We start from the raw sequence: 24,171 nt of genomic DNA, 5'->3' as shown, positions 1-24,171 counted from the left end.
AGTTTCAGGCGAAGCCGGGTCAAGCGATTCCGCTGTCGGCTCGGCAATATGGAATGAAATGAAATGATTCGTTTCAAATTCGCGGATCAAGCCGGCTGCTTCGGGCGCTCCTTGCGGAACGCGCGCTTGACCGCGATGAGGCCGTCGCGGAATTCGAACAGGTCGCAGCCTTCGGCCTCGATGCGCCAGCCTTCCGCATGCGTGCCGGTGAATACCCATTCGGACACGCCGCGATTGCCGGTCACGTAGTGGCGGCCGCGGCCCCAGTGCGCGTCGGGGAAGGTCTTGAACACCGCTTCGAACGCGGCGCGCACGGCGTCGCGGCCGACGAAGCGCGTGCCGTGCACGTCCGGGCCGCCGGCTGCGTCGAACACGCAGTCCTCGGTCATGAAGCCCATCAGCGCATTCGCGTCGTGTCGGTTGAACGCGTCGGAAAAGGCCGCGAGCGTGGCGGCCGTGACGGCGGCGGGGGCGGTGAGCGTATCTGCCATAACGTGTCTCCTGTCGAGTGATGGGCGGCCGCGCTGCGCTGGCACGCATGCGGCACGCGGTATCGACACGTTAGTGAGCGGCGGTTTTTGACGGTAGCGCCAGTTTGGGGGTTTCGCTTGGGCCAGCGTGCACGCGCGGCCTCGGCGCGTGCGGCGCGGATCGTGCGCGCGTCATGCGTGCGTCATGCGTGCCTTATCCGGCTGGACGCTGGCCGTTCACGCACTGCGCCAGCGCCTGCACCCCCGCATCGATCCGCTCCAGCGGAATCGCGGAGAAGCCCATCCGGAAACAGCGGCGCGCATCGGCGTCGTCGTTCATGAAGAACACGTCGCCCGGTTCGATCAGGATGCCGGCCGCCTGCGCGTCGGCCGCGAGGCGCACCGCATCCAGCCACGGCGGGCCTTCGACCCAGCACGACGCGCCACCCGTCACGCGCACGTAGCGCGCGTCCGGCAGATGCGCGTCGAGCGCGGCCATCAGCGCCTGCGAGCGCTCGCTGTACGCGTGCGCGAGCCGGCGCAGCAGCGCATCGTGATGACCGAGCGCGAGAAACGTCGCGAACGCGCGCTGGATATACGCGACCGGATGGCGCACCATCAGCCGCCGCAACGCGCGCAGCTCGCGGATCAGCGCCCGCGGGCCGACCACGTAGCCGAGCCGCAGCCCCGGCGCGAAGGTCTTCGACAGGCTGCCGACGTAGATCACGCGATCGGCGCTGTCGAGGCTCTTCAGCGCCGGATGCGGCGTGCCCGAGAACGTGTTCTCGCTCTCGTAGTCGTCCTCGATGATCACGAAGTCGTGCTGCCGCGCACGTTCGAGCAGCGCGCGACGGCGTTCGACCGGCATCGTCGCGGTGGTCGGACACTGATGGCTCGGCGTCACGTACACGTAGTCGCAGCGGGCGAGTGCCGCATCCTGCTCGTCGGGCGCGATGCCGTTGCCGTCGACGGGCAGCGGCAGCAGCCGCGCGTTGCGGTTTTCGAAGATGTTCCGTGCGTCCGGATAGCCGGGATTCTCGAAGCCGACCGTCGTGTGCTTGCCGCACAGCAGATCCGCGATCAGGTACAGCGCTTGCTGGCAGCCGTTCGTCACGACGATCTCGTCCGGCATCGCGAACACGCCGCGGCGCGGCAGCACGCGCGTGCGGATCTGCTGGATCAGCGATTCGTCGTCGCGTTCGATCAGGTCCGGCGCCCAGTTGCGGATCTCCATCACCGACAGCGCCTTCAGGCAGCATTCGCGCCAGTCGTTGGTCGGAAACAGCGACTGGTCGAACTGCCCATAGATGAACGGGAATTCGTAGTGCTGCCAGTTCGCGGGCTTCACGATGTTGCGCTGCCTCGACGGCGGATGCGCGATCCGCTCGTGCCACGCGGGGCGGCCCGCATCGTCGTCGCTGTCCGGCTTCGCTTCGGGCGGCGCCGGCGTGAAGCCCGGCAGCCCTTCGAGCATCTTCGGATTGACGAAGTGGCCGCTGCGCTCGCGCGAGATGAGGTACCCCTCTTCGACGAGCATCTGGTACGCGAGCACGACCGTGTTGCGCGCGACGCCGAGCTGGTCGGCGAGTTCGCGGCTCGACGGCAGCGCGGCGTCCGGCCCAAGCTGACCGTCGAGGATCGCGGCGACGAGCATGCGCCGGATCTGGTCCTGCAGGCTCGTCTTCGACGTCGACGACCGCCGGAACTGCTGCGCCCATAACGCGGTCGGGGTACGGCTCGACATGCTTTCTCCTTCGAACGTGGCGGACACCGCGGCGCATCGCGCGGTCCCGCGGCGGGCGCGCGGTATCGCGAGCATACGCGCGCCGCGACCCAGATGTGGACTCAATGAAAGGCGGCGTCTGGTACTACTGCGCACCGACGTGGCAAGACGATACTGAACTCGTCGCCGCTGCACGATCCGGAAAACTCCCCGGTACGCAGGCGCGGGACGACGCACGCGCGGCGTGCGTCGCGAAAGCGGAGCGGAGGGAGCGTGATGCACGTCGTCGTGTTCAGGGATCGTTGCGCGCGCGTGATGCGCATCGTGTTCGACGATGCGCAGGCGCTGGCGGTCGCGTATCGCGACGACGAAGCGGTCGGCGAGCTAAGCATCGACGACAGTGCGCGTACGCCGCTGCTCGTGCGGCTCTATGTCGAGCCCGCGTACCGGCGCAGCGGCATCGCGCATACGCTGCTCGCGCATGTGTCGCGCGTGCTCGGCGAGCCCATTCGTATCGATACGCACACGCACGGCCGGCCCGATTCGCCGGCATGGACGACGCTGTGCCGCTGCCTCGCGCACGAAGGGATCGTCGTCGTCGACTGACGAACAACGACAGAAAAAGGGAGACCTCATGAGCACGGTGCTGAAGTCGATTCCCGTCGCGGACGCACGGCACGAAGCGTTGCGGATCGACGGGCAACGCGTGTGGCGCGACGCGACGATCGACGTGCGCAACCCCTACGACGGCACGCTCGTCGGCACGGTGCCGAAAGCGACGCTCGACGACGTGCGGCGCGCGTTCGCGGTGGCGCGCGCGTATCGGCCGACGCTCACGCGCCACGAACGCGCGGCGATCCTGCGTCGCGCGGCCGACATCGTGCGTGCGCGCACGGGCGAGATCGCCGCGCTGATCACGGCGGAAGCGGGCTTGTGCATCAAGGATTCGACCTACGAAGCGGGGCGCGTGGCCGACGTGCTGACGTTCGGCGCCGGCGAAGTGCTGAAGGACGACGGGCAGATCTTCTCGTGCGATCTGACGCCGCACGGCAAGAAGCGCCGCGTGTACACGCAGCGCGAGCCGCTGCTCGGCGCGATCTCGGCGATCACGCCGTTCAACCATCCGATGAACCAGGTCGCGCACAAGGTCGTGCCGTCGATCGCGACGAACAACCGGATCGTCGTGAAGCCGTCGGAGAAGGTGCCGCTGTCGTGCTACCTGTTTGCGGACATCCTCTATGAAGCGGGCCTGCCGCCGCAGATGCTCCAGGTGATCACCGGCGACCCGAACGAGATCGCGGACGAGCTCGTGACGAATCCGGCGATCGATCTGATCACGTTCACGGGCGGCGTGTCGATCGGCAAGTCAATCGCATCGCGCATGGGCTACCGGCGCGCCGTGCTCGAGCTCGGCGGCAACGATCCGATCATCGTGATGGAAGATGCCGACCTCGACGAAGCGAGCACGCTCGCGGTATCGGGCTCGTACAAGAACTCGGGGCAGCGCTGCACCGCGATCAAGCGGATGCTCGTGCACGAGGCGGTGGCCGATCGCTTCACCGAGCTCGTCGTCGAGAAGACGCGCGCGTGGTCGTACGGCAATCCGGCCGATCCGTCGAACGACATGGGCACGGTGATCGACGAGGCGGCCGCGATGTTCTGCGAGTCGCGCGTAAACGATGCGATCGCGCGCGGCGCGCGGCTGCTGGTCGGCAATGTACGCGACGGCGCGCTCTATTCGCCGACGGTCGTCGATCGCGTAACGCCCGACATGCCGCTCGTGAAGTACGAGACGTTCGGGCCCGTGTCGCCGATCATGCGCTTTCGCGACATCGACGAAGCGATCCGGATGTCGAACAGCACCGACTATGCGTTGTCGTCGTCGATCTGCACGAACCGCTTCGACTACATCACGCGTTTCATCACCGAACTCGAGGTGGGCAGCGTGAACGTGCGCGAGGTGCCGGGCTACCGGCTCGAACTGACGCCGTTCGGCGGCGTGAAGGATTCGGGGCTCGGCTACAAGGAAGGTGTGCAGGAGGCGATGAAGAGCTTCACGAACGTGAAGACGTATTCGCTGCCGTGGTGAGCGACGCGTGTCGTTCCGCTGCGATCGTCGCGGCTAACAGGATCGATGTTGCATGCGAGCGTGCCGAAGCGGGGCCGGCGTTGCGCGATCGTCGATTCTTGACGCGTGAGGCACTGCGCGCGATCGCATGCGTGCAGCATCGCGCCACCCGACATCGGCGCGACGCGCACGCATCGCGCGGAGACGAAGTTAGCTCAACCCCACGCGCTTGCCGACCCACCGGCCGAAATCGCGCACCATGTCGGCCGTCAGCTCGTGTCCGGCCGCATAGCGCCGCATGTCGTGCGCGACGCCGAGCGCAGTCAATTTCGTGTCGGCCGTTTCGGCCCACGTGACGGGCAGCTTGTCGTCCGCGTCGCCGTGCAGGATCAGCGCGTGCAGCGAACGCAGTGCGTCGCGCGGCGCGATCAGCGGATCGATCTCGGGCAGGATGCGTCCGCAGAGCACCGCGAAGCCGACGACGTCGGCCGGCGACGTGAGCGCGACGCTCGCGCTCATGATGCCGCCCTGGCTGAAGCCGGCGATCACGGTCGGCAGCGCGGCATCCGCGCCGTCCTGCGCGCGGAACGCGTGCAGCAGCGCGATCAGTTTCAGGCGGCTCGCGTTCGCGCGCGCGGGATCGATCTCAGGGCCGTTCGGCCCGAAGCGCACCGGAAACCATGCATGCTGGCCGGGGCCGAAGCCGAGCGGCGCGCGCAGGAACGCGATCTCGATGCGCGGGTCGATCGCGTCGGCGACATGCAGCAGGTTCGTTTCGTTGCCGCCCACGCCGTGCAGCAGCAACAGGCGCGCGGCCGGGCGCGTGCCGGTTGCGGCGCGCAGCCGATATTGCAGGCCGGATTCGGGATCGGTGGTCAGCGGCAGGACGTCGGTCATCATGAGCTTCCGTAACGGGACGAAGCCGACAGTCTAGTGCGTCGCGGCGCGTGCGTGAACGCACGCGGCGGAACGAGTCCGTTTCTTTTCCGGCATGAGTGGCCTCGCGCACATCGGCGACGCGGGTGCGTGACGACGTGCCGCCCATTCAACGACCGACGCGCCGGACATAAAAGAACCGCGCGATAATCGGCATTCGGCAATGCGAAAACGTTTGCCGATAATCGAAGAATCGATTTTTCGGTCGATTATCAAGCGGCAATTAAAACCGCGCCATACCCGAAGCGCCGTACGGCGCGGAGCGCCTCGCCAGGCAAGGCGGGCCAGAGGTTAACGGCAGCCCGTCAAAAATCTTTAGCGTTTTTGCTCGCAATAAATCATTGCATTTTCGTCGATGACCGATCCATTTTGCGTCATCAGACAGTCATATACCTTCCCCGATAATTCGGCGCTCACATTCTTTCAACAGACCAGAGCGCGAGTGAAATCGAATCGCGGCGGGGAGCAGTTCACATGACCATTCGTCATCGCATTACGTTGCTGGTTGTTCTGACGTTCGTCGCGTTGTCCGCGATCGGCGTCTATGCCGTGTACCAGACGCGCAAGAGCGCATCCGAGGTTCGCCAGGTCACGCAGGGCATCGTGCCGAGCGCACTCGCGTCGGCCGATCTCGTCGCCGACGTGAAGAACATCCAGATCGCGACGATGACGCTCGTGTACGCGCCCGACCCCAACACGGTCGCGCAGGCGGCCGACGAGCTGAAGACGAAGGAGGCCGCGTTGCGCGCGGCGCTCGACGCGCAGGCGCGCTCGGCGGTGGGCCGCGCGCAGCAGGGCCTCGTCGCGCAGGCGAAGGACAGCGCCGCGAACTATTTCGCGGCGATCGACGACACCGTGAAGATGAAGACGGCCGGCAAGGCCGAAGTCGCGCAGGCGTACCTGTTCGCGAACGTCGCGCAGTACCGAGACGAACTCGAAAGCATCGTCGACACGCTGCGCGTCGAGAAGAACCGGCAGAAGGACGACGCGATCCTTGCGCTGAACGGCATGCTGTCGACGACGGCGACCGCGATCGGCGGCGTCGCCGGCACGGTCGTCGTGCTGCTGACCGCGCTCGGCTTCGTGCTGTATCGGCAGATCACGCGTCCGCTGAGCCGGATGCAGACGATGATGAGCGAGATCGCGACGAGCCAGGACTTCACGCGGCGCGTGCCGGTGGGCCGGATGGACGAGATCGGCCACTCGATCGTCGCGTTCAACGGGATGATCGAGAAGATCCAGGAGAACGCCGCGCAACTGAAGCAGAAGACGGCCGACATCCAGGCGATGCTGCAGAACATGCAGCAGGGGATTCTGACGGTGGTCGACGGCGGCGTCGTGCATGCCGAATATTCGGCGTACCTCGAGACGATCTTCGAGACGCGCGACATTGCGGGGCGCGACCTGATGGCGCTCGTGTTCGACGATTCCGACCTCGGTTCGGACGCGCGCTCGCAGGTCGAGGCGGCCGTGCACGCGTGCCTCGGCGAGGACAGCATGAACTTCGCATTCAACGAGCATCTGCTCGTAAACGAAGTCGCGAAACGGATGCCGGACGGCCGTCACAAGTGGCTCGATCTGAGCTGGTCGGCGATCACCGACGAGAGCGATACGGTCGTGCGGCTGATGCTGTGCGTGCGCGACGTGACCGAGATTCGCGAGCTGACCGCGCAGGCCGGCGAGCAGCAGCGCCGCCTCGAGATGATCGGCGAGATTCTCGCGATCAGCCAGGACAAGTTCCACGACTTCGTGCACAGCGCGAAGGGCTTTCTCAGCGAGAACGAGCGGATGATCCGGCAGCACGAGCGCGCGGATCACTCGGTCGTCGCCGCGCTGTTCCGCAACATGCATACGATCAAGGGCAACGCTCGCACGTACAGCCTGCAGCATCTGACCAACATCGTGCACGAAGCCGAGCAGGCGTACGAATCGCTGCGCCGCGCGGACAGCGGCCCCGAATGGAACCGCGACGCGCTGATGGAAGATCTTGCGCGCGTGCGCGAAGCCATCGATCACTACGCGACGATCAACGCCGTCACGCTCGGCCGCAGCGGCGGCCCGGCCGACGGCGCGCCGGCCGATTACCTGATGGTCGAGCGTGCGCATATCAGCGAAAGCCTGCGGATGCTCGATCGCGCCGACCCGGCAAACGCGGCCGACTGGCGCGCGGCGCGCGATGCGGTGCGCCGGATGCTGAGTCAGCTCGGCACGCAGGGGATCGGCGACGCGCTCGGCGGCGTGATCGAATCGCTGCCGTCGCTCGCGACCGAACTCGGCAAGCCGGCGCCCGTCGTGCACATCGACAGCCGCGGCTGGCGCGTGCGCAGCGAGATCGCGCCGACGCTGAAGAACGTCTTCATGCACCTGATGCGCAATGCGATCGATCACGGGATCGAGACGTCCGACGAGCGCCGCGCGGCCGGCAAGCCGGCGGCGGGCACGATCGACGTCGCGGTCGACGTCGATGCAGAGGCGCTGCGCTTCGTGCTGCGCGACGACGGCCGCGGGCTTGCGCTAGACCGCATTCGCGCGATCGCGCACGAGCGCGGCTGGCTCGACGCGGATGGGCCCGTGCTGTCGGACGAGGCGGTCGCCGAACTGATCTTCCGGCCTGGCTTCTCCACCGCGCGCGCGGTGACCGAGGTGTCGGGACGTGGCGTCGGGATGGACGCGGTGCGTAACTTCCTGAAACGCGACGGCGGCGACATCGTGCTGCGCTTTACCGACGCGTGCGTCGGCGCGCCGTATCGTGCGTTCGAGACGATCGTGTCGCTGCCCGCGCGTTTCGCGGCGGACAGCCACGCGCACGGCGACGGACACGCGGCCGGCGCCGCACGGCAGCCGGCCGACGCCGGCATCGGCGCACGCTTCAGTACCGCGGAGCGATCGTGAGCGTGTGGACGATCGCGATCGCCGCGGCGCTCGCATCCGGTTTCGTCGTCGTGCTGGCCGCAATCGGCGTGCTCCGCGTGCGCGACGCACGGCGCGTTGCCGCGCTGACCGGCGAAACCGGTGCATTGCGCGCCGCGCTCGCCGCGGCCGACGCGCGCGCCGACGAAGCGACGGCAGCGCATGCGGACGCGGCGGCCGCATGGGCGGAGCGCGAAGCGCAGCTCGAGGACGCGCTCGCGCGCGCGCGTGCCGAATGCGACGCGCAGCGCGACGCCTGCCGGACGCTCGCCGCCGAACGCGACACGCTCGCGCAGCACGCGACGAAGATCGCCGACGAAGCGGCGCGCCTGCGCGGGCTCGCGGGCACGTTCGAGCGCTGGCACGAGCAGATGATCTCGCTGACCGCGCAGAACCAGGACATGCGCATGAAGAACCAGGAGCTGTCGGCGATCGTCGCGCACGTGTCGATCGTGTCGCTCAATGCGTCGATCGAAGCGGCGCGTGCGGGCGCCGCGGGCCGCGGCTTCTCGATCGTCGCGAGCGAGGTGCGCGGGCTCGCCGCGCGCTCGCAGCAATTGTCGAACAGCTATCGCGACAGCCTGAACCGCAACGATCTCGTGACGGCCGCGACGTTCCAGGACATTCAGGCCGGCGGCAAGATGATCACGGCCGCGCTCGCGACGGTCGAGACGCTGGCCGGCCAGCTGCGCGCCCGATTCGAGGGAGCGGCCGCGTGATCAGCGCACAGGCGAAGGCCGGTTTCGAGCGGATCTTCTTCGACGCCGCGCGCACGCGGCTCGCCGCCGACAGCGCGTGCGACATCCGCCCCGTCGCGCACGATGCAGGCGATGCTTCGAGCGCGTCTACGCCCCCGTCCGCGTCGCGCCCGACGTCACGCCGGAACGCGCGCGCGGCCGAGCACCTTGCCGTGCTGACGATTTCCGCGCTGCATTTCCGGCTGCTGCTCGCGCTGAATTTTCGTGACGACGCAGCGACACGCCGCCATTTCGCGTCCGCGATGCAGGCGGGCGGTGCACAGCGGCCGTTGCCGGAAGCGTTCATGGAGATTGCGAATCTGTGTTGCGGCGCGATCAACCAGGCGCTGACGGCGGCGTTCCCCGATCTCGGGATGTCGACGCCGTATCTGCTGCACGGCGCGAGCGTCGACTATCTGGCCGCGCTTCGCCCGGACCACATGGCCGCCTACGACGTGACGCTCGACGGCGACGTGCGCATCGGCGCGACGCTTTGCGTCTGCGCCAACGCGCCGGTCGACTTCCACGTGCCGGAAACGGCCGCCGCGGTAGACGCCGGCGGCGCGCTCGAACTGTTCTGACTGGCCCTGACGAACCCCGCGCGCGTGCCGCGCGATCGAACCCGAGGATTTGCGAGATGACCGAAGACCGACCCGTCAGCAAGGTGCTGGTGCTCGAAGACAGCCGCGCACATGCGGACGCGATCAAGCGCTTTTGCGACGAACATCATCTGGTCGGGCTGACCGTGCGACGCAACCGGCTGCTGCAGGTGCTGCGCTCGAACATCGACCTCGGCGCGATCCTGCTCGCCGAAGACTACGGCGGCTCGCCGGCCGAGAGCGCGATCGTCGCGACGCAGATCGACGCGCTGCGCCCGGAGTTGCCGATCATCCTGCGCCGCACGTCGCTCGCGTCGCGCGAGGGGCTGCCGGAGGCGCTCGCCCGCGTCGCCTGCGCCGCGTACGTCGCGGACGACATGACGCCGCTGCGCCGCGCGATCGACGAATACCTGTTCAGCCGCGACTACCCGAACGCGCTCGTGCGCGGCATCTCGGAGATCACCGAGGCGCGGCTCGACACGCTGTTTCCGGGCATGACGATCGAGCGCGACACGCCGTGCATCGTGCGCGACCAGATCATCTTCGGCGAGGTGTTCAGCCTGATCGCGCTGGAAAGCGCGTGGTGCCGCGGCTACATGCTGCTGCAGACGAGCGAGCAGCCGCTGCTCGACATGATCGGCAGCGTGCATCGCGACCGGGCGCCGGACTTTCGCGACGTCAACGGCGTGCTCGGCGAACTGACGAACCTCGTCTGGGGCGCGTTCAAGAACCGCTACCTCGGCGACGCCGACGCGCTCGCGCGTCATCCGGTGCAGGTGCCGCTCGTCGTCAATCACAAGCAGAAGTTCATCTCGTTCGGCGGCGACTGTCCGCAGCTCTGTTTCAAGTACCGGATGACGGACCCGTCGAGCGGCCGCGCGGTGCAGATCGATCAGCGCTTCGTGTTCAGTCTCAGCTGGTCGCCGGAGGATTTCCGCGAGCAGGTGCCGGACGTCGGGCCGATGGTCGAGTCGGGCGAACTCGAACTGTTTTGAAGTCAGCAACACACGAAAGGGGAATACCGCATGGCAAAGATTCTGGTGGTCGACGATTCGGGCACGGTGCGCGACGAGGTCGCGGGCTTTCTGCGCAATCACGGGCTCGACGTCGCGACGGCGGTCGACGGCAAGGACGGGCTCGCGAAGCTGCGCACGACGCCGGGCGTGCGGCTCGTGATCAGCGACGTCAACATGCCGAACATGGACGGGCTGACGATGGTCGAGAAGATCCGCGGCGAGCTCGCGAATACGTCGGTCAACGTCGTGATGCTGACGACCGAAAGCAGCCCGGCGATGAAGGAGCGCGGCAAGGCCGCGGGCGTGAAGGGCTGGATCGTGAAGCCGTTCAAGGGCGATGCGGTGCTCGATGCGCTAAAGAAGCTCGCGAGCTGAGCGCGGCGCCGCCGGCGACTGGACGGCGCGCCGAATGTGGAGGACCATTTGACCGTCTTCGTCTGTCGATGCCGGAGCGAATCCGGCCGAACCTCGTCGAGCGGAACATCATGGAACCCGATCACGCGACTTCCGAGCCGATCCTGTTGCGCGACATGCGCGACGGCGTCGTCACGCTGCGGCTGAACCGACCGCAGCAGTTCAATGCCTTGTCCGAAGCGATGCTGGCCAGCCTGCGGGACGCATTCGATTCGCTGGCCGCCGACGCGCGCGTGCGCTGCGTCGTGCTGGCCGCCGAAGGCAAGGCGTTCTGCGCGGGGCACGACCTGCGCGAGATGCGCAGCAAGCCGGATCTCGACTATTACCGCACGCTGTTCGCGCAATGCAGCCGCGTGATGCTCGCGATGCGCGCGCTGCCCGTGCCGGTGATCGCGCGCGTGCACGGGATCGCGACGGCGGCCGGCTGCCAGCTCGTCGCCGCGTGCGATCTCGCGATCGCCGCCGACACCGCGCGCTTCGCGGTGTCCGGCATCAACGTCGGGCTGTTCTGCTCGACGCCGGCCGTCGCGCTGAGCCGCAACGTATCGGCCAAGCGCGCGTTCGACATGCTCGTGACCGGGCGCTTCGTCGACGCGGCGACGGCCGCCGCGTGGGGCCTCGTCAACGAGGCCGTGCCGGCCGATGCGCTCGACGCGGCGGTCGCGCGCAAGGTTGCGGAGATCGTCGCGAAGAGCCCGGCCGCGGTGCGCTACGGCAAGCAGATGTTCTACCGGCAGCGCGAATTGCCGCTCGACGACGCGTATGCGTACGCGGGCGACGTGATGGCGCGCAACATGATGGAAGAGGATGCCGGCGAGGGCATCGATGCGTTCCTGGAAAAGCGCGCGCCGACCTGGCGCGCGTAGCGGGGCGGCAGGCACTGCGCCGCGGTCGGCGCGGCGCTGACCGGAACGCGGCGGCGCGGCCGCCGCGCGTTCAGCGCCCGTAGCTGCCGGTGCGCAGCGCGGGCTGGAGCGTCGACGCGCCCGGCGGCACGATCGCGACCGGCACGCGGCGCGCGAGCGCGCACATCAGCTCGTAGCCGATCGTGCCGCTCGCTTCGGCCACGTCGTCCACCTTCACCTGATCGCCCCACAGCTCGACGCTCGAGCCGATCCCCGCGTTCGGGCACGGCGTGAGGTCGACCGTCAGCATGTCCATCGACACGCGGCCGACGACGCGCGTGAGCACGCCGTCCACCGCGATCGGCGTGCCGGTCGGCGCGTGACGCGGATAGCCGTCCGCGTAGCCGCACGCGACGACGCCGATCCGCATCGGCCGCTCGGCCGTGAAACGGCGGCCGTAGCCGACCGTCTCGCCGGCCGCGAGCGACTGCACGCCGATGATCTTGCTCGTCAGCGTCATCGCGGCCATCAGCGGCGTATCGGCGATGTGCCGCGACGCGCCGGTCGGCGAGGCGCCGTACAGGATCGTGCCGGGCCGCACCCAGTCGCGGTGCGCGCGCGGATGCCAGAGCGCGGCGGCCGAATTCGACAGCGTGCGCTCGCCGGGAATGCCGGCCGTGGCGGCGTCGAACTGCGCGAGCTGCCAGTCGATTTCGCCTTCGTCCGCATTCGCGAAATGCATCATCAGCGTGATCCGGCCGATCGACGGCGCGCTCGCCGCGCGCTCCCACGCGGCGCGGAATGCGTCGGGCCGGTAGCCGAGCCGGTTCATTCCGGAATTCATCTTCAGCTGGATGTCGATCGGCTGCTGCGGCCTGGCCGCGATCAGCAGGTCGAGCTGCTCGTCGCAGTGAACGGCGACCGTCAGCCGATGGCGCTCGACGAGTTCGACGTCGGCCGGCTCGAAGATGCCCTCGAGCAGCAGCACGGGCTTGTCCCAGCCGAGTTCACGCACGCGTACCGCTTCGTCGAGGTCGAGCAGCGCGATGCCGTCGGCGGCCGCGAGGCCCGGGTAGATGCGCTCGATGCCGTGGCCGTATGCGTTGGCCTTCACGACGGCCCATACGCGGGACTGCGCGGCTGTCCGGCGGATGAAGTCGAGGTTGTGGCGGACGGCGTCGGGACGGATATGGGCGACGATGGGACGGGGCATGTTGGGGCTCGTATCGATGGTCTTCGGCACGCGCGGCGGCGCGGGGCTGGCTCGCGCGAGAATGCGTCGAGCCAGTGTCGACCGCTATCTTATTGGTGTTCGACCAGTTTTAATTAACGTTTTTATCGCGGATTTGGTAGAAGTTTATGGTTCGCGCGACCGTCGCACGGCCATGACGCCCGAGTCTGCCGTCTAGAAAACCGGTGCACGACCGGCGCGCCGCAATGCTAAGCTCTCGCGACCTTGTCATTGATCAATGTAACCATAAGGAGGAGACGAAGATGACGACCTCGCAGCTATGCCTGTTCATCGTCGCGCTGTTGCCGTTCCCGATGACGATGCTCGCGAAGGCGCGCAAGGGCTATGACAATCACGCGCCGCGCGAGTACCTCGCAAAGCTTGAAGGCTGGCGTGCGCGAGCGCAGGCCGCGCACCAGAACGCGTGGGAAGCGCTCGCGCTGTTTACGGCCGCGCTCGTGGTCGCGTGGCATAACGGCGCGAACGCGCAGCACGTCGACCGGCTCGCGATCGCGTTCGTCGCGATCCGGATCGTCTATGCGCTGATGTATCTGCTGAACTGGGCGTCGCTGCGCTCGCTCGTCTGGTTCGCGGGCATGGTCTGCATCGTGTCGCTGTTCTTCGCCGGCCCGTGACGGCCGTGCATCGCTGATCGTCGACCGGCGGCGCGCACCGCGAGTGCGGATGCGCGCACGATCGCCGACCGCTTCCCCTCGGCGCGCGCGTCGCCGATGCGCGCGCCCGAACCCTGACGCGACGTGCCGACGACGGCCGTCGCTGCTTCCGTTGACCCGCCCCGCAACGTCCTGCCGTGCCGACTGCATCGCGTCGGCCGCGCGCACGTCCTTTCCTCCGCCGCCACGCGTCGTCTCCGGCCGCGTCGCACCCGTCCGGATTCGTCTCGATGCAAATGCATGCTGCGCACTCTTTTGTTGTCGTTGTATTGCTGTTGACAACATATGTTGTATAGATATCTAATTGCGCATCGCATGTTGCGATGCCGGCCGACGTGGTCGTTCGTGCCGGCCCGCGGCCGGCGCCTCGCTCGATCATGCGGAGAAGGCGACCCGATCGACCGGCCGCCGATGCCGCGGCTGAAGGAGTTTCTCAAATACGTGTCCTGAACCTCTGACCGATACGATATGCCGCTTACCGTTTCTCCCGTCATCGCCGGCACGCCGTTCGGCATCGGCGTGCGCCTCGGCGAGCTCGCGCGCCCGGTGTTCGACGCGTACATGCAGCAAAGCCGCGCATGGGCGGCCGTGCGCCGCTGGCGCGGCCACCCGTTCGTCGATGCGCTGCGGCAGGCCGCGCTCGCCGCCTGTCCCGATCTCGTCGCGGAGCTCGACGGGATCGCGGCCGGCGTCGGCTGGCACGCCGACGACATCTTCCTCTGGAATTGCCGCGGCGAACTGATCCACAACGCGCCGGACGGCTGCACGACGCTCGCCGCGCGCGGCGCCGGCGGCACGCGCTGGATCGCGCACAACGAGGACGGCGATCCGTTCCTGCGCGAGCGCTGCCTGCTCGTCGACGTGAAGCCGCACGGCAAGCCGGGCTTCGTCAGCTTCTACTACCCCGGTTCGCTGCCGGGCCATACCTTCGCGGCGAACCGCGCCGGCATCGCGCAGGCGATCAACAATCTGCGGATCCGCACGCCGGCCGTCGGCGTACCGCGCATGATCCTCGCCCGCGCCGTGCTCGACGCGACGTCGCTCGACGCGGCGCTCGACGTGCTGCGCACGCACGCGCGCGCGAGCGGCTTTCATCACACGCTCGGCGCGACCGGCGATGAGCGGCTGATGAGCGTCGAAGCGAGCGTCGCACGCTGCTCCGCGATCGACGTCGCGCAGCGCGCCGGCCACGCGAATCATCTCGTGCATCGCGGCAGCGAAGCGGAACCGCAGATCGTGACGCAATCGTCCGACGATCGCCAGCGGCGCGTCGACGTGCTGCTGCCCGAACTCGACGCGATCGACGAAGCGGCGTTGCGGCGTGTGCTCGCCGACCGCGCGCCGCACGGGCTGCCCATCTATCGCGACGATCCGGCCGATCCCGACGACGAAAACACGCTTGCGACGGCGGTGTTCGCGATCGGCGCGTCGTCGATCGATTTCACGATTCATCAGCACGGCGCCGCGTGTTACGCGACGCGCATCGTGCCCGACGCACGCGCGCACGACGCGCACTGAACCATGAGGCAACGCATGACGACCGTTTTCCATCGCGCGCCGCGCGCCACCTTGCCCGTCGCCGTGGCCGGCGACGGCATCGAGATCATCGATTCGACCGGCAAACGTTACATCGACGCCTGCGGCGGCGCGGCCGTCTCGTGTCTCGGTCACAGCAACCAGCGCGTGATCGACGCGATCAAGCGGCAGGTAGAGCAACTGCCGTATGCGCATACGTCGTTCTTCACGACCGACGCGGCCGAGGAACTCGCCGACCGGCTCGTCGCCGCGGCGCCGGCCGGCCTCGAACACGTGTACTTCGTGTCGGGCGGCTCCGAGGCGATCGAGGCCGCGCTGAAGCTCGCGCGACAGTATTTCGTCGAGAAGGGCGAGCCGCAGCGTCGCCACTTCATCGCGCGCCGGCAGAGCTATCACGGCAACACGCTCGGCGCGCTCGCAATCGGTGGCAATGCGTGGCGGCGCGAGCCGTTCCTGCCGCTGCTGATCGAAGCGCATCACGTGAGCCCGTGTTACGCGTACCGCGAACAGCGCGCCGATGAAACCGAGGAGGCGTTCGCGCAGCGCCTCGCCGACGAACTCGAAGGCAGGATCGTCGAGCTCGGCGCGGAAAACGTCGCGGCGTTCGTCGCGGAAACGGTGGTCGGCGCGACGGCCGGCGCGGTGCCGCCGGTGCGCACGTACCTGAAGAAGATCCGTGCCGTGTGCGACAAGTACGGCGTGCTGCTGATTCTCGACGAGATCATGTCGGGGATGGGGCGCACCGGCTATCTGTTCGCCTGCGAAGAGGACGGCGTCGCGCCCGATCTGCTGACGATCGCGAAGGGGCTGGGCGCCGGCTATCAGCCGATCGGCGCGACGCTCGTCAGCGACCGCATCTACCGGACGATCGTCGACGGATCGGGCTTCTTCCAGCACGGTCACACGTATCTCGGCCATGCGACCGCGTGCGCGGCCGCGCTCGAAGTGCAGCGCGTAATCGCCGAAGACAATCTGCTCGACAACGTGCGCGCGCGCGGCGAGCAGTTGCGCGCGGCCCTGCGTGCGCGCTACGGCGCGCATCCGCATGTCGGCGACGTGCGCGGCCGCGGCCTGTTCGTCGGCGTCGAACTCGTGCGCGATCGCGACAGCAAGGCGACGTTCGATCCCGCGCTGAAGCTGCATGCGACGATCAAGCGCGAGGCGATGCAGCGCGGTTTGATGGTGTATCCGATGGGCGGTACGATCGACGGGCGCCACGGCGACCACATCCTGATCGCGCCGCCGTTCATCTGCACCGCGCAGCAGATCGACGCGATCGTCGAGCGGCTGTCGGACGCGATCGACGCGGCGCTGGCCGCCGCGCGCGCATGACGACGCCCGCACGCACACGTCGCGGCGCTTGCCGCGTTCACCTTTTCATCGACCGTCGATCGTGATGACAGACAGACTGCCTCCATTCGATGCCGCCACCGCGTCCGACGCGCAGAAGGCGGTGCTCGCCGAGATCCTGAACGGCCCGCGCGGCAACCTGAACGGGCCGTTTCTCGGCTGGATCGCGAGCCCCGAACTCGCGCAGCATGCCCAGCGCCTCGGCGCGTTCTGCCGCTACCGGACCGGGCTGCCGCTGCGGCTGTCCGAGCTCGCGATTCTCGTGACGGCCGCGCGCTGGCGCTCGCAGGCGGAGTGGCATATCCACTATCCGATCGCGCTCGACGCCGGCGTGCCGGCGGCGACGGCCGACGCGATCCGCCGCGGCGTCGAGCCGCCGTTCGAGTCGGACGACGACGCGCTGATCCATGCGTTCGCGACCGAGCTGTATGACACGCGGCGCGTGAGCGACGCGACGTTCGCGCGCGCGCAGGCGCGCTTCGGGCACGCGGTCGTCGTCAATCTCGTCGCGCTGCTCGGCTACTACGCGCTCGTCGCGATGACGCTCAATACGTTCGATATGCGCGCGGACGGACAAACTGAATTGCCGTTTCCGGAATAATCTGCACGCCCGCGCGCCGGCGCGGCCGCGCGCGGGTTTGCGCGCGTGCCGCGGCGCACGCGTGACAGCGCAAGAAATTTTCTCCGTCATTAGAATGCCGTCAACTGGCTTACGGGGAATCGGAAATGCGTTGGCTCCTGTTGATCGTCTTTCTCGCGTGCGTCGTCTACACGCATCGACGGGGCAGGGTGCGACACCGGTTTTTCCGCCAGCTGTCCGATCATTCGACGTTCACGGCGCCGCTGAACTGCTTTTCGTATGCGTTTTCGGCGGTGCCGACGACACCGTTCATCGACACGCGTCATTTTCCGGAACTCGAGGCGCTGCGACGCGAATGGCGCACGTTCCGCGACGAGGCGATTGCGTTGCGCGACGCGAGCCGCATCAAGGCGTCGGACGCATACAACGACATCGGCTTCAATTCGTTTTTTCGCCGCGGCTGGAAGCGCTTCTATCTGAAGTGGTACGACGCGCCGCATCCGTCCGCGCAGGCGCTGTGTCCGCGGTCGGTCGAGATCCTGTCGCGCTTTCCGTCGATCAAGGCGGCGATGTTCGCGTCGCTGCCGCCGGGCGGCACGCTCGGGCTCCATCGCGATCCGTACGCGGGCGCGCTGCGCTACCACCTCGGGCTCGATACGCCGAACGACGACGCGTGCCGGATCGTCGTCGACGGCGAGCCGTACGCGTGGCGCGACGGGGAAGCGGTGATGTTCGACGAGACGTATCTGCACTGGGCCGAGAACCGCACCGAGCACGACCGGATCATCCTGTTCTGCGATATCGACCGGCCGATGAAATTCCGCTGGGCGCAGTGGATCAACGATGCGTTCGGGCAGCTGCTGATGCGCGCGGCCGCGTCGCCGAACGAGACCGGCGACCGCACGGGCGGACTCAATCGCGCGTTCCGCTATCTGTATATGATTCGGCTCGCCGGCAAGCGGCTGAAGGCGTGGAATCGCACGGTCTACTACATCGTCAAATGGGCGCTGTTCGGCGGCATCGCCGTCGCGATCTTCTGGCTCTGAAAGCACGCCGCGGCCGATCCGTCCGACGATCGGCCCGAGATGCAACCAAATGTATTCGTCCGCGATCGCGCGGCGGCGCTCGAGTATGATGGCTTGTTCACGTCGTTCCGTCGGTGAGCAAGCATGACGAGTACCCGTAAGACCCTGATGATTGCCGGTGGGCTGCTGGTCGCCGCAGCGGCCACCGGATACGTGATGTTGCTGCGCGCGGATCATCGCGCGATCGCGGAGGCCGGCTTGGCGGATTCGTCCGCGCCTGGGCCCGCGCCCGCACCCGCGATTGCCACGCCGCCTGCAGACGACAGCCATACCGCGCAAGGCGCGATCGCGCCGCCCGTCGCGAAGGCCTCGAGCGCCGCGCACCCGACCCTTTCCGCTTCCTCCGCACCCGCGGCGATCGCGCCGGCGCCCGCCGTTGCCGCGGCGCCGCCCGCGCCTGCGCCCGCTCCGCCCCGGCCGGCTGCGACGCCATCCGTGAAGGTCGTGACCGTCGACGCGCAGGATGCACCCGCGCCCGCACCGGCGCATGCCGCGCCGCCGCAGCAGCACGCGCGACGCCAACGCGACGGCATCGAGCGCCATGCGGCCGTGAAGCCGGCAACGACGAAGGCGGAAATGAAAGCGGAAACGCCCGAAACGGCCGCGCTCGTCCGCGAATCGGCGAAGCTCGATCCATCGCTGCCGCCGCCGGCGATGCCGGTCGTCGCGACGACCGGCACGGCGCACACGAGCGCCGCGCGCCACGGTGCTTCGTCGGGCGCGAATCCGGTCGCCGCGGCGATGACCGAGCAACTGGTCCGCGAATCGACGAACCTGAGCGCGCCGCCGCGCGACAGCGCACCCGCGAAATAAAAAAGCGCCCCGCACGCTGACCAGCGCATGCGGGGCGAAGAGAGATGCGTTGTGTCGCGCGTCAGGCGGCGACCGCTTCGTCGGCTTGCGGCTGCGCGGCGACAGCCGGCGTCGCGTCCTGGCGGATCAGATGATCGAACGCGCCGAGCGACGCCTTGGCGCCTTCGCCGACCGCGATCACGATCTGCTTGAACGGCACCGTCGTCACGTCGCCGGCCGCGAACACGCCGGGCACCGACGTCGCGCCGCGCGCATCGACGACGATCTCGCCGTGCTTCGACAGCTCGACTGTGCCCTTCAGCCATTCGGTGTTCGGCACGAGTCCGATCTGCACGAACACGCCTTCGAGTTCGATCTTCTTCACTTCGCCCGAGCGACGGTCCGTATACACGAGCCCATTCAGCTTGCTGCCGTCGCCGGTGAGCTCGGTCGTTTGCGCTTCGGTGATGACGGTTACGTTCGGCAGGCTGCGCAGCTTGCGTTGCAGCACTTCGTCGGCGCGCAGCTGCGCGCCGTATTCGATCAGCGTGACTGCCTTCACGATGCCCGCGAGATCGATCGCGGCCTCGACGCCCGAGTTGCCGCCGCCGATCACCGCGACGCGCTTGCCCTTGAACAGCGGGCCGTCGCAGTGCGGGCAGTATGCAACGCCGCGGTTGCGGTATTCGCGTTCGCCGGGCACGCCGATCTCGCGCCAGCGCGCGCCCGTCGCAAGCACGACCGTCCTGGCCTTCAGCACGGCGCCGTTCGCGAGGCGGATCTGATGCACGTCGCCGGGAATCAGCGCTTCGGCGCGCTGCACGTCCATGATGTCGACGTCGTACTGCTTCACGTGCTGTTCGAGCGCAGTCGCGAACTTCGGTCCTTCGGTTTCCTGCACCGACACGAAATTCTCGATCGCCATCGTGTCGAGTACCTGGCCGCCGAAACGTTCGGCGACCACGCCGGTCGCGATGCCCTTGCGCGCGGAGTAGATCGCGGCCGCGGCACCGGCCGGGCCGCCGCCGACGATCAGCGTGTCGAACACCGGCTTGTTCTCGAGCGACTTTGCCGCGCGTGCGCCGGCGCCCGTATCGAGTTTCGCGAGGATTTCCTTCACGCTGCTGCGGCCCTGGCCGAACGATTCGCCGTTCAGGAACATCGTCGGCACCGCCATGATCTGGCGTGCTTCGACTTCGTCCTGGAACAGCGCGCCGTCGATCGCGACGTGACGGATGCGCGGATTGATCAGCGACATCACGTTCAGCGCCTGCACGACTTCCGGGCAGTTCTGGCACGACAGCGAGAAGTACGTCTCGAAGGCATAGTCGCCGTCGAGCGCGCGGATCTGTTCGATCACGTCGTCGTCGAGCTTGATCGGATGGCCGCCCGTCTGCAGCAGCGCGAGCACGAGCGACGTGAATTCATGGCCCATCGGAATGCCCGCGAAGCGGATCCGCGCGGGCTGGCCCGGTTCGCCGATCGAGAACGACGGCGTGCGCGCCTCGCCGTCGCGGCGTTCGATCACGGTGACGCGCGTCGTCAGCGATGCAATCTCGTCGAGCAGCGCACGCAGTTCCTGCGACTTCGCGCTGTCGTCGAGCGATGCGACGAGTTCGATCGGGCGCGTGATTTTTTCGAGGTACGCTTTGAGTTGGGTCTTGAGATTGGCGTCGAGCATGGCGTTTCGGATTCCGTAGCGAAGGTTCCGGCCGGGCACTGCATGCCGGAGAAGGGGATGCGGGCCGCGCGATGCGGCGGCCCGCCGTCGCGCGCCTCTCCGGCGCGCGGGGCGATCGTCAGATCTTGCCGATCAGGTCGAGCGACGGGGTCAGCGTTTCCGCACCCGGCGTCCACTTGGCCGGGCAGACTTCACCCGGATGCGCGGCGATGTATTGCGCGGCCTGCACCTTGCGCAGCAGTTCGCCTGCGTCGCGGCCGATGCCGTTGTCGTGGATCTCGCAGAGCTTGATCTCGCCTTCCGGGTTGATCACGAACGTGCCGCGCAGCGCCATCCCTTCTTCCTCGATCAGCACGTCGAAGTTGCGCGACAGCGTCAGCGTCGGATCGCCGATCATCGGGTACTTGATCTTGCCGATCGTGTCCGACGTGTCGTGCCATGCCTTGTGCGTGAAGTGCGTGTCGGTCGACACTGCGTAGATCTCGACGCCGAGCTTCTGGAATTCCGCGTAGCGGTCGGCGAGATCGCCGAGTTCGGTCGGACACACGAACGTGAAGTCGGCCGGGTAGAACACGACGACGGACCACTTGCCCTTGAAGTTCTCGTCGGACACGGGCACGAATTCGCCGTTGTGGTATGCGGTTGCCTTGAACGGTTTGATCTGCGTGTTGATGATCGGCATCTGGTGTTTCCCTTTGCGTCGGTGATGAATGGAGAGACGCCAGTATCCGGGTTCACCCGCAGTCTGTGAAATTGCTTGTTTTAATCCACGGCATCGGGAAATTCTATGTGCGGTGCCGGCGAGCGTCGCGGCGAACGGTCGGCCGGCTCGCCGGGGCTGTGTTCGAGGCGATTCAGCCGTCGGCGCGTCGCGGTTCGCACGACCATTCGGCGCGCGCATCGCGCTGATAGTCGATGCCGGACCGCGCGCGATGGCGCCACAGACCGAACACGTCGGTGCTGCGTGCCTCGCCGATCCTGGCGACGTGGCGGCCGATGGCGTCGCGAATGACGGCATCGAGCGCGCGGTGTTCCGATTCGGCAATCCGCGTCAGTTCGGCGACGACCGTAGCAGGCAGATTGATTGAGATGCGACGCATTGTCACCCTCCGACTGTAGGACGCTCGTAGAGCGCCAAAGGGCGTGCTGCCCGTTGCTGTGAACGGGCATGCTGCGGCAATGCGAACGGCTATGTCAACCGTGCACTCCCGCCATCTCCCTCAACCATTCCGCGAGCCGCCTCGCGCCGTCCGGCAAGTCCGCGTCCTCGCGTGTGCACAGATAGTAGTCGCGGCCGTCCTCGAGCGCATGATCGAACAACTGCACGAGTTCGCCGCTCGCGAGTTCGCGCTCGACGAGCGGCGCGCGCAACAGCGCGACGCCGAGATCCGCGCGTGCCGCGCTCAACGTGAGCTGCCCGTCCTCGAACATCGGGCCGACCGCGTGCGACACGTTGCGCACGCCCGCGCCTTGCAGCCAGTTCACCCACGCGCTGCGATCCTCGTCGTGCACGAGCGGCGCATGCGCGAGATCGGCGGGCGTGGCAAACGGCCCGTGGCGCTTCAGGAACGACGGGCTGCACATCGGCACCATCGCGCCCGGCACCAGCCGTTCGCAGCGATAGCCGGGCCAGTCGCCCGTGCCGAAGCGGATCGACAGATCCGACGCATCGCTGCGGTAGTTGCGGTGGTGCGCGTAGAGCACGGTGACGTCGACGTCCGTGTTCTCCGCAAGAAACGCGTGCAGCCGCGGAATGAACCAGCCGATGCCGAACAGCGGTATCAGGCTGATCGTGATCTGCCGCAGCGACGAACGGTCGCGCACGAAGCGCGTCGCGCTGCGCAGTACCGAGAACGCGGCGCTGATCGACCGGTAGTAGTCGCGTCCTTCGTCGGTCAGCGCGAGCAGCCGGCCGTCGCGTACGGTCAGCGGCGTCTGGATGAACGCTTCCAGCAGCTGCAGCTGATGGCTGACCGCGGACGGCGTGATGTCGAGTTCGGCGGCCGCCGCCGTGACCGAGCCGAGGCGCGCGAACGCCTCGAACGCGCGCACGGCACGCAACGGCGGATCGTCGTGTAACTGTTCGATATTTTTCATGTATCGAATTTTATAGAAAAATCAGGGTAAGCGACAACAATAAAAATGACCATGTTTTCATGGTGTTGGCGTATCGTGTGCGGAACGGCATAAGCATCCAACGATTGAGTATTTGGGATGTTCGTGTCGATTATTTAATATTTTTCATGTTTTGACAGACTCACGGTCCCCGCACATGAAAATCGCTCGTTTCACCGTTGGCTTCGCGTTGTCCGCGTTCGCGCTGGTCGCGTCCGTTACCGCCGGCGCGCAATCCGCGCCGCAGACGATCCTGATCGGTCTCGCCGCGCCGCTGACCGGCCCGTCCGCGCGCATCGGCAAGGATCTGCAGAACGGCGCGCAACTCGCGATCGACGATGCGAACGCGAAGCATCCGACGATCGGCGGCAAGCCCGTCGTGTACAAGCTCGTCGCAGCCGACGACCAGTCCGACCCGCGCACGGCCGTCGCGGTCGCGCAGCAGCTCGTCGACCAGCACGTGATCGGCGTCGTCGGGCACTGGAACACGGGCTGCAGCGTGCCGGCTTCGCGCGTCTATCGCGACGCGGGCATTCCGCAGATCGCGCCGGCGTCGACGGGCCATCAGTACACGCAGCAGGGCTACGCGACGGCCTTCCGCATCATGGGTCACGACGATGCGGGCGGCAACTTCACGGGCGCCTACGCGGTGAAGACGCTGAAGGCGAAGCGCATCGCCGTGATCGACGATCGCACGTCGTTCGGCGCGGGATTGGCCGACCAGTTCATCAAGGGCGTGCAGGCGAACGGCGGCACGATCGTCGATCGCCAGTACGTCAACGACAAGACGACCGACTTCAGCGGCGTGCTGACCGCGATCAAGGGCAAGCGCGCGGATCTGGTGTTCTTCGGCGGGCTCGATGCGCAGGCCGCGCCGATCGCGCGCCGGATGCGCCAGCTCGGCGTGAACGTGCCGCTGCTCGGCGCGGGCGGTTTCGTGAGCCAGACCTTCCTGTCGCTCGCAGGCAAGGACGGCGACGGCGTGACCGCGCTCGAACCGGGCCTGCCGCTCGAACGGATGCCGGGCGGCAAGGCGTTCGACGCGCAGTACCAAGCGCGTTTCCGCGCGCCGATCGAACTGCATGCGCCGTTTGCGTACGACGCGGCCGCCACGCTGATCGCGGCCGCGCAGAAGGCAGGCTCGACGCAGCCGGCGAAGCTGGTCGCCGCCGTGCGCGAGATCGACCGGCCGGGCGTGACGGGCGAGATCGCGTTCGACAAGGAAGGCAACCTGAAGAATCCGGCTTTCACGATCTATCAGGTGCGCGGCGGGAAGTGGACAGTCGTCGATGTGCTCGGCGGCGCGCGGACTGCGGCGAAGTAAAGGACGACCGCTTTGCAGGGGCTCGGAGAAGCGCTCAAGCGCCAACTCGGGACGACAGCTTTGCATAGGGCCCGAGTAAGCGCTA

23 protein-coding genes are annotated in these 24,171 nt (G+C 67.5%); 15 read left to right on the top strand and 8 right to left on the bottom strand.

Annotation, left to right across the window (positions count from 1 at the left end):
- Positions 1–86: 86 nt before the first annotated feature.
- Together BCR55_RS17515 and BCR55_RS17510 are read right to left on the bottom strand one after the other, a co-directional pair.
- A complete protein-coding gene (locus BCR55_RS17515; RefSeq protein WP_006399779.1) occupies positions 87–491 on the bottom strand; it encodes a nuclear transport factor 2 family protein in 405 nt (134 codons plus the stop codon).
- Between the two features lie 193 nt (positions 492–684).
- The gene (locus BCR55_RS17510) at positions 685–2,214 is read right to left on the bottom strand and encodes a PLP-dependent aminotransferase family protein (RefSeq protein ID WP_065496638.1); all 1,530 of its coding nucleotides are present in this window, start codon (positions 2,212–2,214) and stop codon (positions 685–687) included.
- Positions 2,215–2,469: 255 nt separating this feature from the next.
- On the opposite strand from BCR55_RS17510, the gene BCR55_RS17505 reads away from it, so the two are divergent.
- Positions 2,470–2,799, top strand: a complete 330-nt coding sequence (locus BCR55_RS17505; RefSeq protein WP_006403854.1) for a GNAT family N-acetyltransferase — start codon at positions 2,470–2,472, stop codon at positions 2,797–2,799.
- Positions 2,800–2,827: 28 nt separating this feature from the next.
- Positions 2,828–4,282, top strand: a complete 1,455-nt coding sequence (gene phnY, locus BCR55_RS17500; RefSeq protein ID WP_006403853.1) for a phosphonoacetaldehyde dehydrogenase — start codon at positions 2,828–2,830, stop codon at positions 4,280–4,282.
- Positions 4,283–4,471: 189 nt separating this feature from the next.
- Here phnY and BCR55_RS17495 read toward each other — a convergent pair whose 3' ends face one another.
- On the bottom strand, positions 4,472–5,158 hold the full coding sequence (locus BCR55_RS17495) for an alpha/beta hydrolase (RefSeq protein WP_006403852.1): 687 nt from the start codon (positions 5,156–5,158) through the stop codon (positions 4,472–4,474).
- 513 nt (positions 5,159–5,671) lie between these two features.
- Here BCR55_RS17495 and BCR55_RS17490 point away from each other — a divergent pair.
- From BCR55_RS17490 to BCR55_RS17465, 6 genes are all read left to right on the top strand, one after another.
- Entirely contained in the window at positions 5,672–8,089 is a 2,418-nt protein-coding gene (locus tag BCR55_RS17490; RefSeq protein WP_065495151.1) for an MCP four helix bundle domain-containing protein, read from the top strand.
- Positions 8,086–8,826 (top strand): methyl-accepting chemotaxis protein, encoded by a 741-nt coding sequence (locus tag BCR55_RS17485; RefSeq protein ID WP_065495150.1) that lies wholly within the window; start codon positions 8,086–8,088, stop codon positions 8,824–8,826. Before BCR55_RS17490 ends, BCR55_RS17485 begins: the two co-directional genes overlap by 4 nt.
- Positions 8,823–9,425, top strand: a complete 603-nt coding sequence (locus tag BCR55_RS17480) for a hypothetical protein (RefSeq protein ID WP_065495147.1) — start codon at positions 8,823–8,825, stop codon at positions 9,423–9,425. Before BCR55_RS17485 ends, BCR55_RS17480 begins: the two co-directional genes overlap by 4 nt.
- Positions 9,426–9,481: 56 nt before the next feature.
- Positions 9,482–10,438, top strand: coding sequence for a chemotaxis protein CheX (locus tag BCR55_RS17475; protein ID WP_006403847.1), 957 nt, complete (start codon positions 9,482–9,484; stop codon positions 10,436–10,438).
- A gap of 30 nt (positions 10,439–10,468) precedes the next feature.
- Entirely contained in the window at positions 10,469–10,834 is a 366-nt protein-coding gene (locus BCR55_RS17470) for a response regulator (RefSeq protein ID WP_006399794.1), read from the top strand.
- Between the two features lie 110 nt (positions 10,835–10,944).
- Complete coding sequence (locus BCR55_RS17465; protein WP_170933584.1) at positions 10,945–11,739, top strand: enoyl-CoA hydratase; 795 nt, start codon at positions 10,945–10,947, stop codon at positions 11,737–11,739.
- Between the two features lie 70 nt (positions 11,740–11,809).
- Here the strand turns inward: BCR55_RS17465 and alr are convergent, their stop codons facing one another.
- Positions 11,810–12,931, bottom strand: a complete 1,122-nt coding sequence (gene alr, locus BCR55_RS17460) for an alanine racemase (protein ID WP_006403845.1) — start codon at positions 12,929–12,931, stop codon at positions 11,810–11,812.
- 281 nt (positions 12,932–13,212) lie between these two features.
- On the opposite strand from alr, the gene BCR55_RS17455 reads away from it, so the two are divergent.
- The 6 genes from BCR55_RS17455 to BCR55_RS17430 all read left to right on the top strand — a co-directional run bounded on the left by BCR55_RS17455 (position 13,213) and on the right by BCR55_RS17430 (position 18,987).
- Positions 13,213–13,584 (top strand): MAPEG family protein, encoded by a 372-nt coding sequence (locus tag BCR55_RS17455; RefSeq protein WP_006403843.1) that lies wholly within the window; start codon positions 13,213–13,215, stop codon positions 13,582–13,584.
- Between the two features lie 507 nt (positions 13,585–14,091).
- Positions 14,092–15,141: a C45 family peptidase gene (locus BCR55_RS17450; protein WP_053298688.1), complete on the top strand. Its 1,050-nt coding sequence runs from the start codon at positions 14,092–14,094 to the stop codon at positions 15,139–15,141.
- Positions 15,142–15,156: 15 nt separating this feature from the next.
- On the top strand, positions 15,157–16,491 hold the full coding sequence (locus tag BCR55_RS17445) for an aspartate aminotransferase family protein (RefSeq protein WP_053298689.1): 1,335 nt from the start codon (positions 15,157–15,159) through the stop codon (positions 16,489–16,491).
- Positions 16,492–16,555: 64 nt separating this feature from the next.
- The gene (locus tag BCR55_RS17440) at positions 16,556–17,110 is read left to right on the top strand and encodes a carboxymuconolactone decarboxylase family protein (RefSeq protein ID WP_035946135.1); all 555 of its coding nucleotides are present in this window, start codon (positions 16,556–16,558) and stop codon (positions 17,108–17,110) included.
- Positions 17,111–17,235: 125 nt separating this feature from the next.
- A complete protein-coding gene (gene lpxO / locus BCR55_RS17435) occupies positions 17,236–18,135 on the top strand; it encodes a lipid A hydroxylase LpxO (protein ID WP_035487807.1) in 900 nt (299 codons plus the stop codon).
- A gap of 123 nt (positions 18,136–18,258) precedes the next feature.
- Positions 18,259–18,987, top strand: a complete 729-nt coding sequence (locus BCR55_RS17430; protein WP_172488733.1) for a hypothetical protein — start codon at positions 18,259–18,261, stop codon at positions 18,985–18,987.
- A 61-nt stretch (positions 18,988–19,048) separates the two neighbouring features.
- Here the strand turns inward: BCR55_RS17430 and ahpF are convergent, their stop codons facing one another.
- From ahpF to BCR55_RS17410, 4 genes are all read right to left on the bottom strand, one after another.
- A complete protein-coding gene (gene ahpF, locus BCR55_RS17425; protein WP_053298685.1) occupies positions 19,049–20,647 on the bottom strand; it encodes an alkyl hydroperoxide reductase subunit F in 1,599 nt (532 codons plus the stop codon).
- Between the two features lie 118 nt (positions 20,648–20,765).
- Positions 20,766–21,329 carry an alkyl hydroperoxide reductase subunit C gene (ahpC, locus tag BCR55_RS17420; RefSeq protein ID WP_006399806.1) on the bottom strand — a complete coding sequence of 188 codons (564 nt, stop codon included), beginning with the start codon at positions 21,327–21,329 and terminating at the stop codon, positions 20,766–20,768.
- 172 nt (positions 21,330–21,501) lie between these two features.
- Positions 21,502–21,747: a CopG family transcriptional regulator gene (locus BCR55_RS17415; RefSeq protein WP_065495145.1), complete on the bottom strand. Its 246-nt coding sequence runs from the start codon at positions 21,745–21,747 to the stop codon at positions 21,502–21,504.
- A 94-nt stretch (positions 21,748–21,841) separates the two neighbouring features.
- Entirely contained in the window at positions 21,842–22,744 is a 903-nt protein-coding gene (locus tag BCR55_RS17410) for a LysR substrate-binding domain-containing protein (protein WP_012217198.1), read from the bottom strand.
- 175 nt (positions 22,745–22,919) lie between these two features.
- Between BCR55_RS17410 and BCR55_RS17405 the strand changes: the two genes are divergently transcribed.
- Positions 22,920–24,086 carry a branched-chain amino acid ABC transporter substrate-binding protein gene (locus BCR55_RS17405; RefSeq protein WP_006403832.1) on the top strand — a complete coding sequence of 389 codons (1,167 nt, stop codon included), beginning with the start codon at positions 22,920–22,922 and terminating at the stop codon, positions 24,084–24,086.
- Positions 24,087–24,171 lie beyond the last annotated feature (85 nt).

The organism is Burkholderia sp. CCA53 (assembly GCF_001685525.1).
In the GTDB taxonomy this organism is placed as follows: Bacteria; Pseudomonadota; Gammaproteobacteria; order Burkholderiales; family Burkholderiaceae; genus Burkholderia; species Burkholderia multivorans.
The sequence above is the reverse complement of the archived record's forward strand: the minus strand, read 5'-3'. Positions and strand labels throughout refer to the sequence as shown.

Coding starts and splice junctions, on each gene's coding strand:
- BCR55_RS17515 (WP_006399779.1), bottom strand. CDS start 491: ATGGCAGATACGCTCACCGCCCCCGCCGCCGTCACGGCCGCCACGCTC.
- BCR55_RS17510 (WP_065496638.1), bottom strand. CDS start 2,214: ATGTCGAGCCGTACCCCGACCGCGTTATGGGCGCAGCAGTTCCGGCGG.
- BCR55_RS17505 (WP_006403854.1), top strand. CDS start 2,470: ATGCACGTCGTCGTGTTCAGGGATCGTTGCGCGCGCGTGATGCGCATC.
- phnY (WP_006403853.1), top strand. CDS start 2,828: ATGAGCACGGTGCTGAAGTCGATTCCCGTCGCGGACGCACGGCACGAA.
- BCR55_RS17495 (WP_006403852.1), bottom strand. CDS start 5,158: ATGACCGACGTCCTGCCGCTGACCACCGATCCCGAATCCGGCCTGCAA.
- BCR55_RS17490 (WP_065495151.1), top strand. CDS start 5,672: ATGACCATTCGTCATCGCATTACGTTGCTGGTTGTTCTGACGTTCGTC.
- BCR55_RS17475 (WP_006403847.1), top strand. CDS start 9,482: ATGACCGAAGACCGACCCGTCAGCAAGGTGCTGGTGCTCGAAGACAGC.
- BCR55_RS17470 (WP_006399794.1), top strand. CDS start 10,469: ATGGCAAAGATTCTGGTGGTCGACGATTCGGGCACGGTGCGCGACGAG.
- BCR55_RS17465 (WP_170933584.1), top strand. CDS start 10,945: ATGGAACCCGATCACGCGACTTCCGAGCCGATCCTGTTGCGCGACATG.
- alr (WP_006403845.1), bottom strand. CDS start 12,931: ATGCCCCGTCCCATCGTCGCCCATATCCGTCCCGACGCCGTCCGCCAC.
- BCR55_RS17455 (WP_006403843.1), top strand. CDS start 13,213: ATGACGACCTCGCAGCTATGCCTGTTCATCGTCGCGCTGTTGCCGTTC.
- BCR55_RS17450 (WP_053298688.1), top strand. CDS start 14,092: ATGCCGCTTACCGTTTCTCCCGTCATCGCCGGCACGCCGTTCGGCATC.
- BCR55_RS17445 (WP_053298689.1), top strand. CDS start 15,157: ATGACGACCGTTTTCCATCGCGCGCCGCGCGCCACCTTGCCCGTCGCC.
- BCR55_RS17440 (WP_035946135.1), top strand. CDS start 16,556: ATGACAGACAGACTGCCTCCATTCGATGCCGCCACCGCGTCCGACGCG.
- lpxO (WP_035487807.1), top strand. CDS start 17,236: ATGCGTTGGCTCCTGTTGATCGTCTTTCTCGCGTGCGTCGTCTACACG.
- BCR55_RS17430 (WP_172488733.1), top strand. CDS start 18,259: ATGACGAGTACCCGTAAGACCCTGATGATTGCCGGTGGGCTGCTGGTC.
- ahpF (WP_053298685.1), bottom strand. CDS start 20,647: ATGCTCGACGCCAATCTCAAGACCCAACTCAAAGCGTACCTCGAAAAA.
- ahpC (WP_006399806.1), bottom strand. CDS start 21,329: ATGCCGATCATCAACACGCAGATCAAACCGTTCAAGGCAACCGCATAC.
- BCR55_RS17415 (WP_065495145.1), bottom strand. CDS start 21,747: ATGCGTCGCATCTCAATCAATCTGCCTGCTACGGTCGTCGCCGAACTG.
- BCR55_RS17410 (WP_012217198.1), bottom strand. CDS start 22,744: ATGAAAAATATCGAACAGTTACACGACGATCCGCCGTTGCGTGCCGTG.
- BCR55_RS17405 (WP_006403832.1), top strand. CDS start 22,920: ATGAAAATCGCTCGTTTCACCGTTGGCTTCGCGTTGTCCGCGTTCGCG.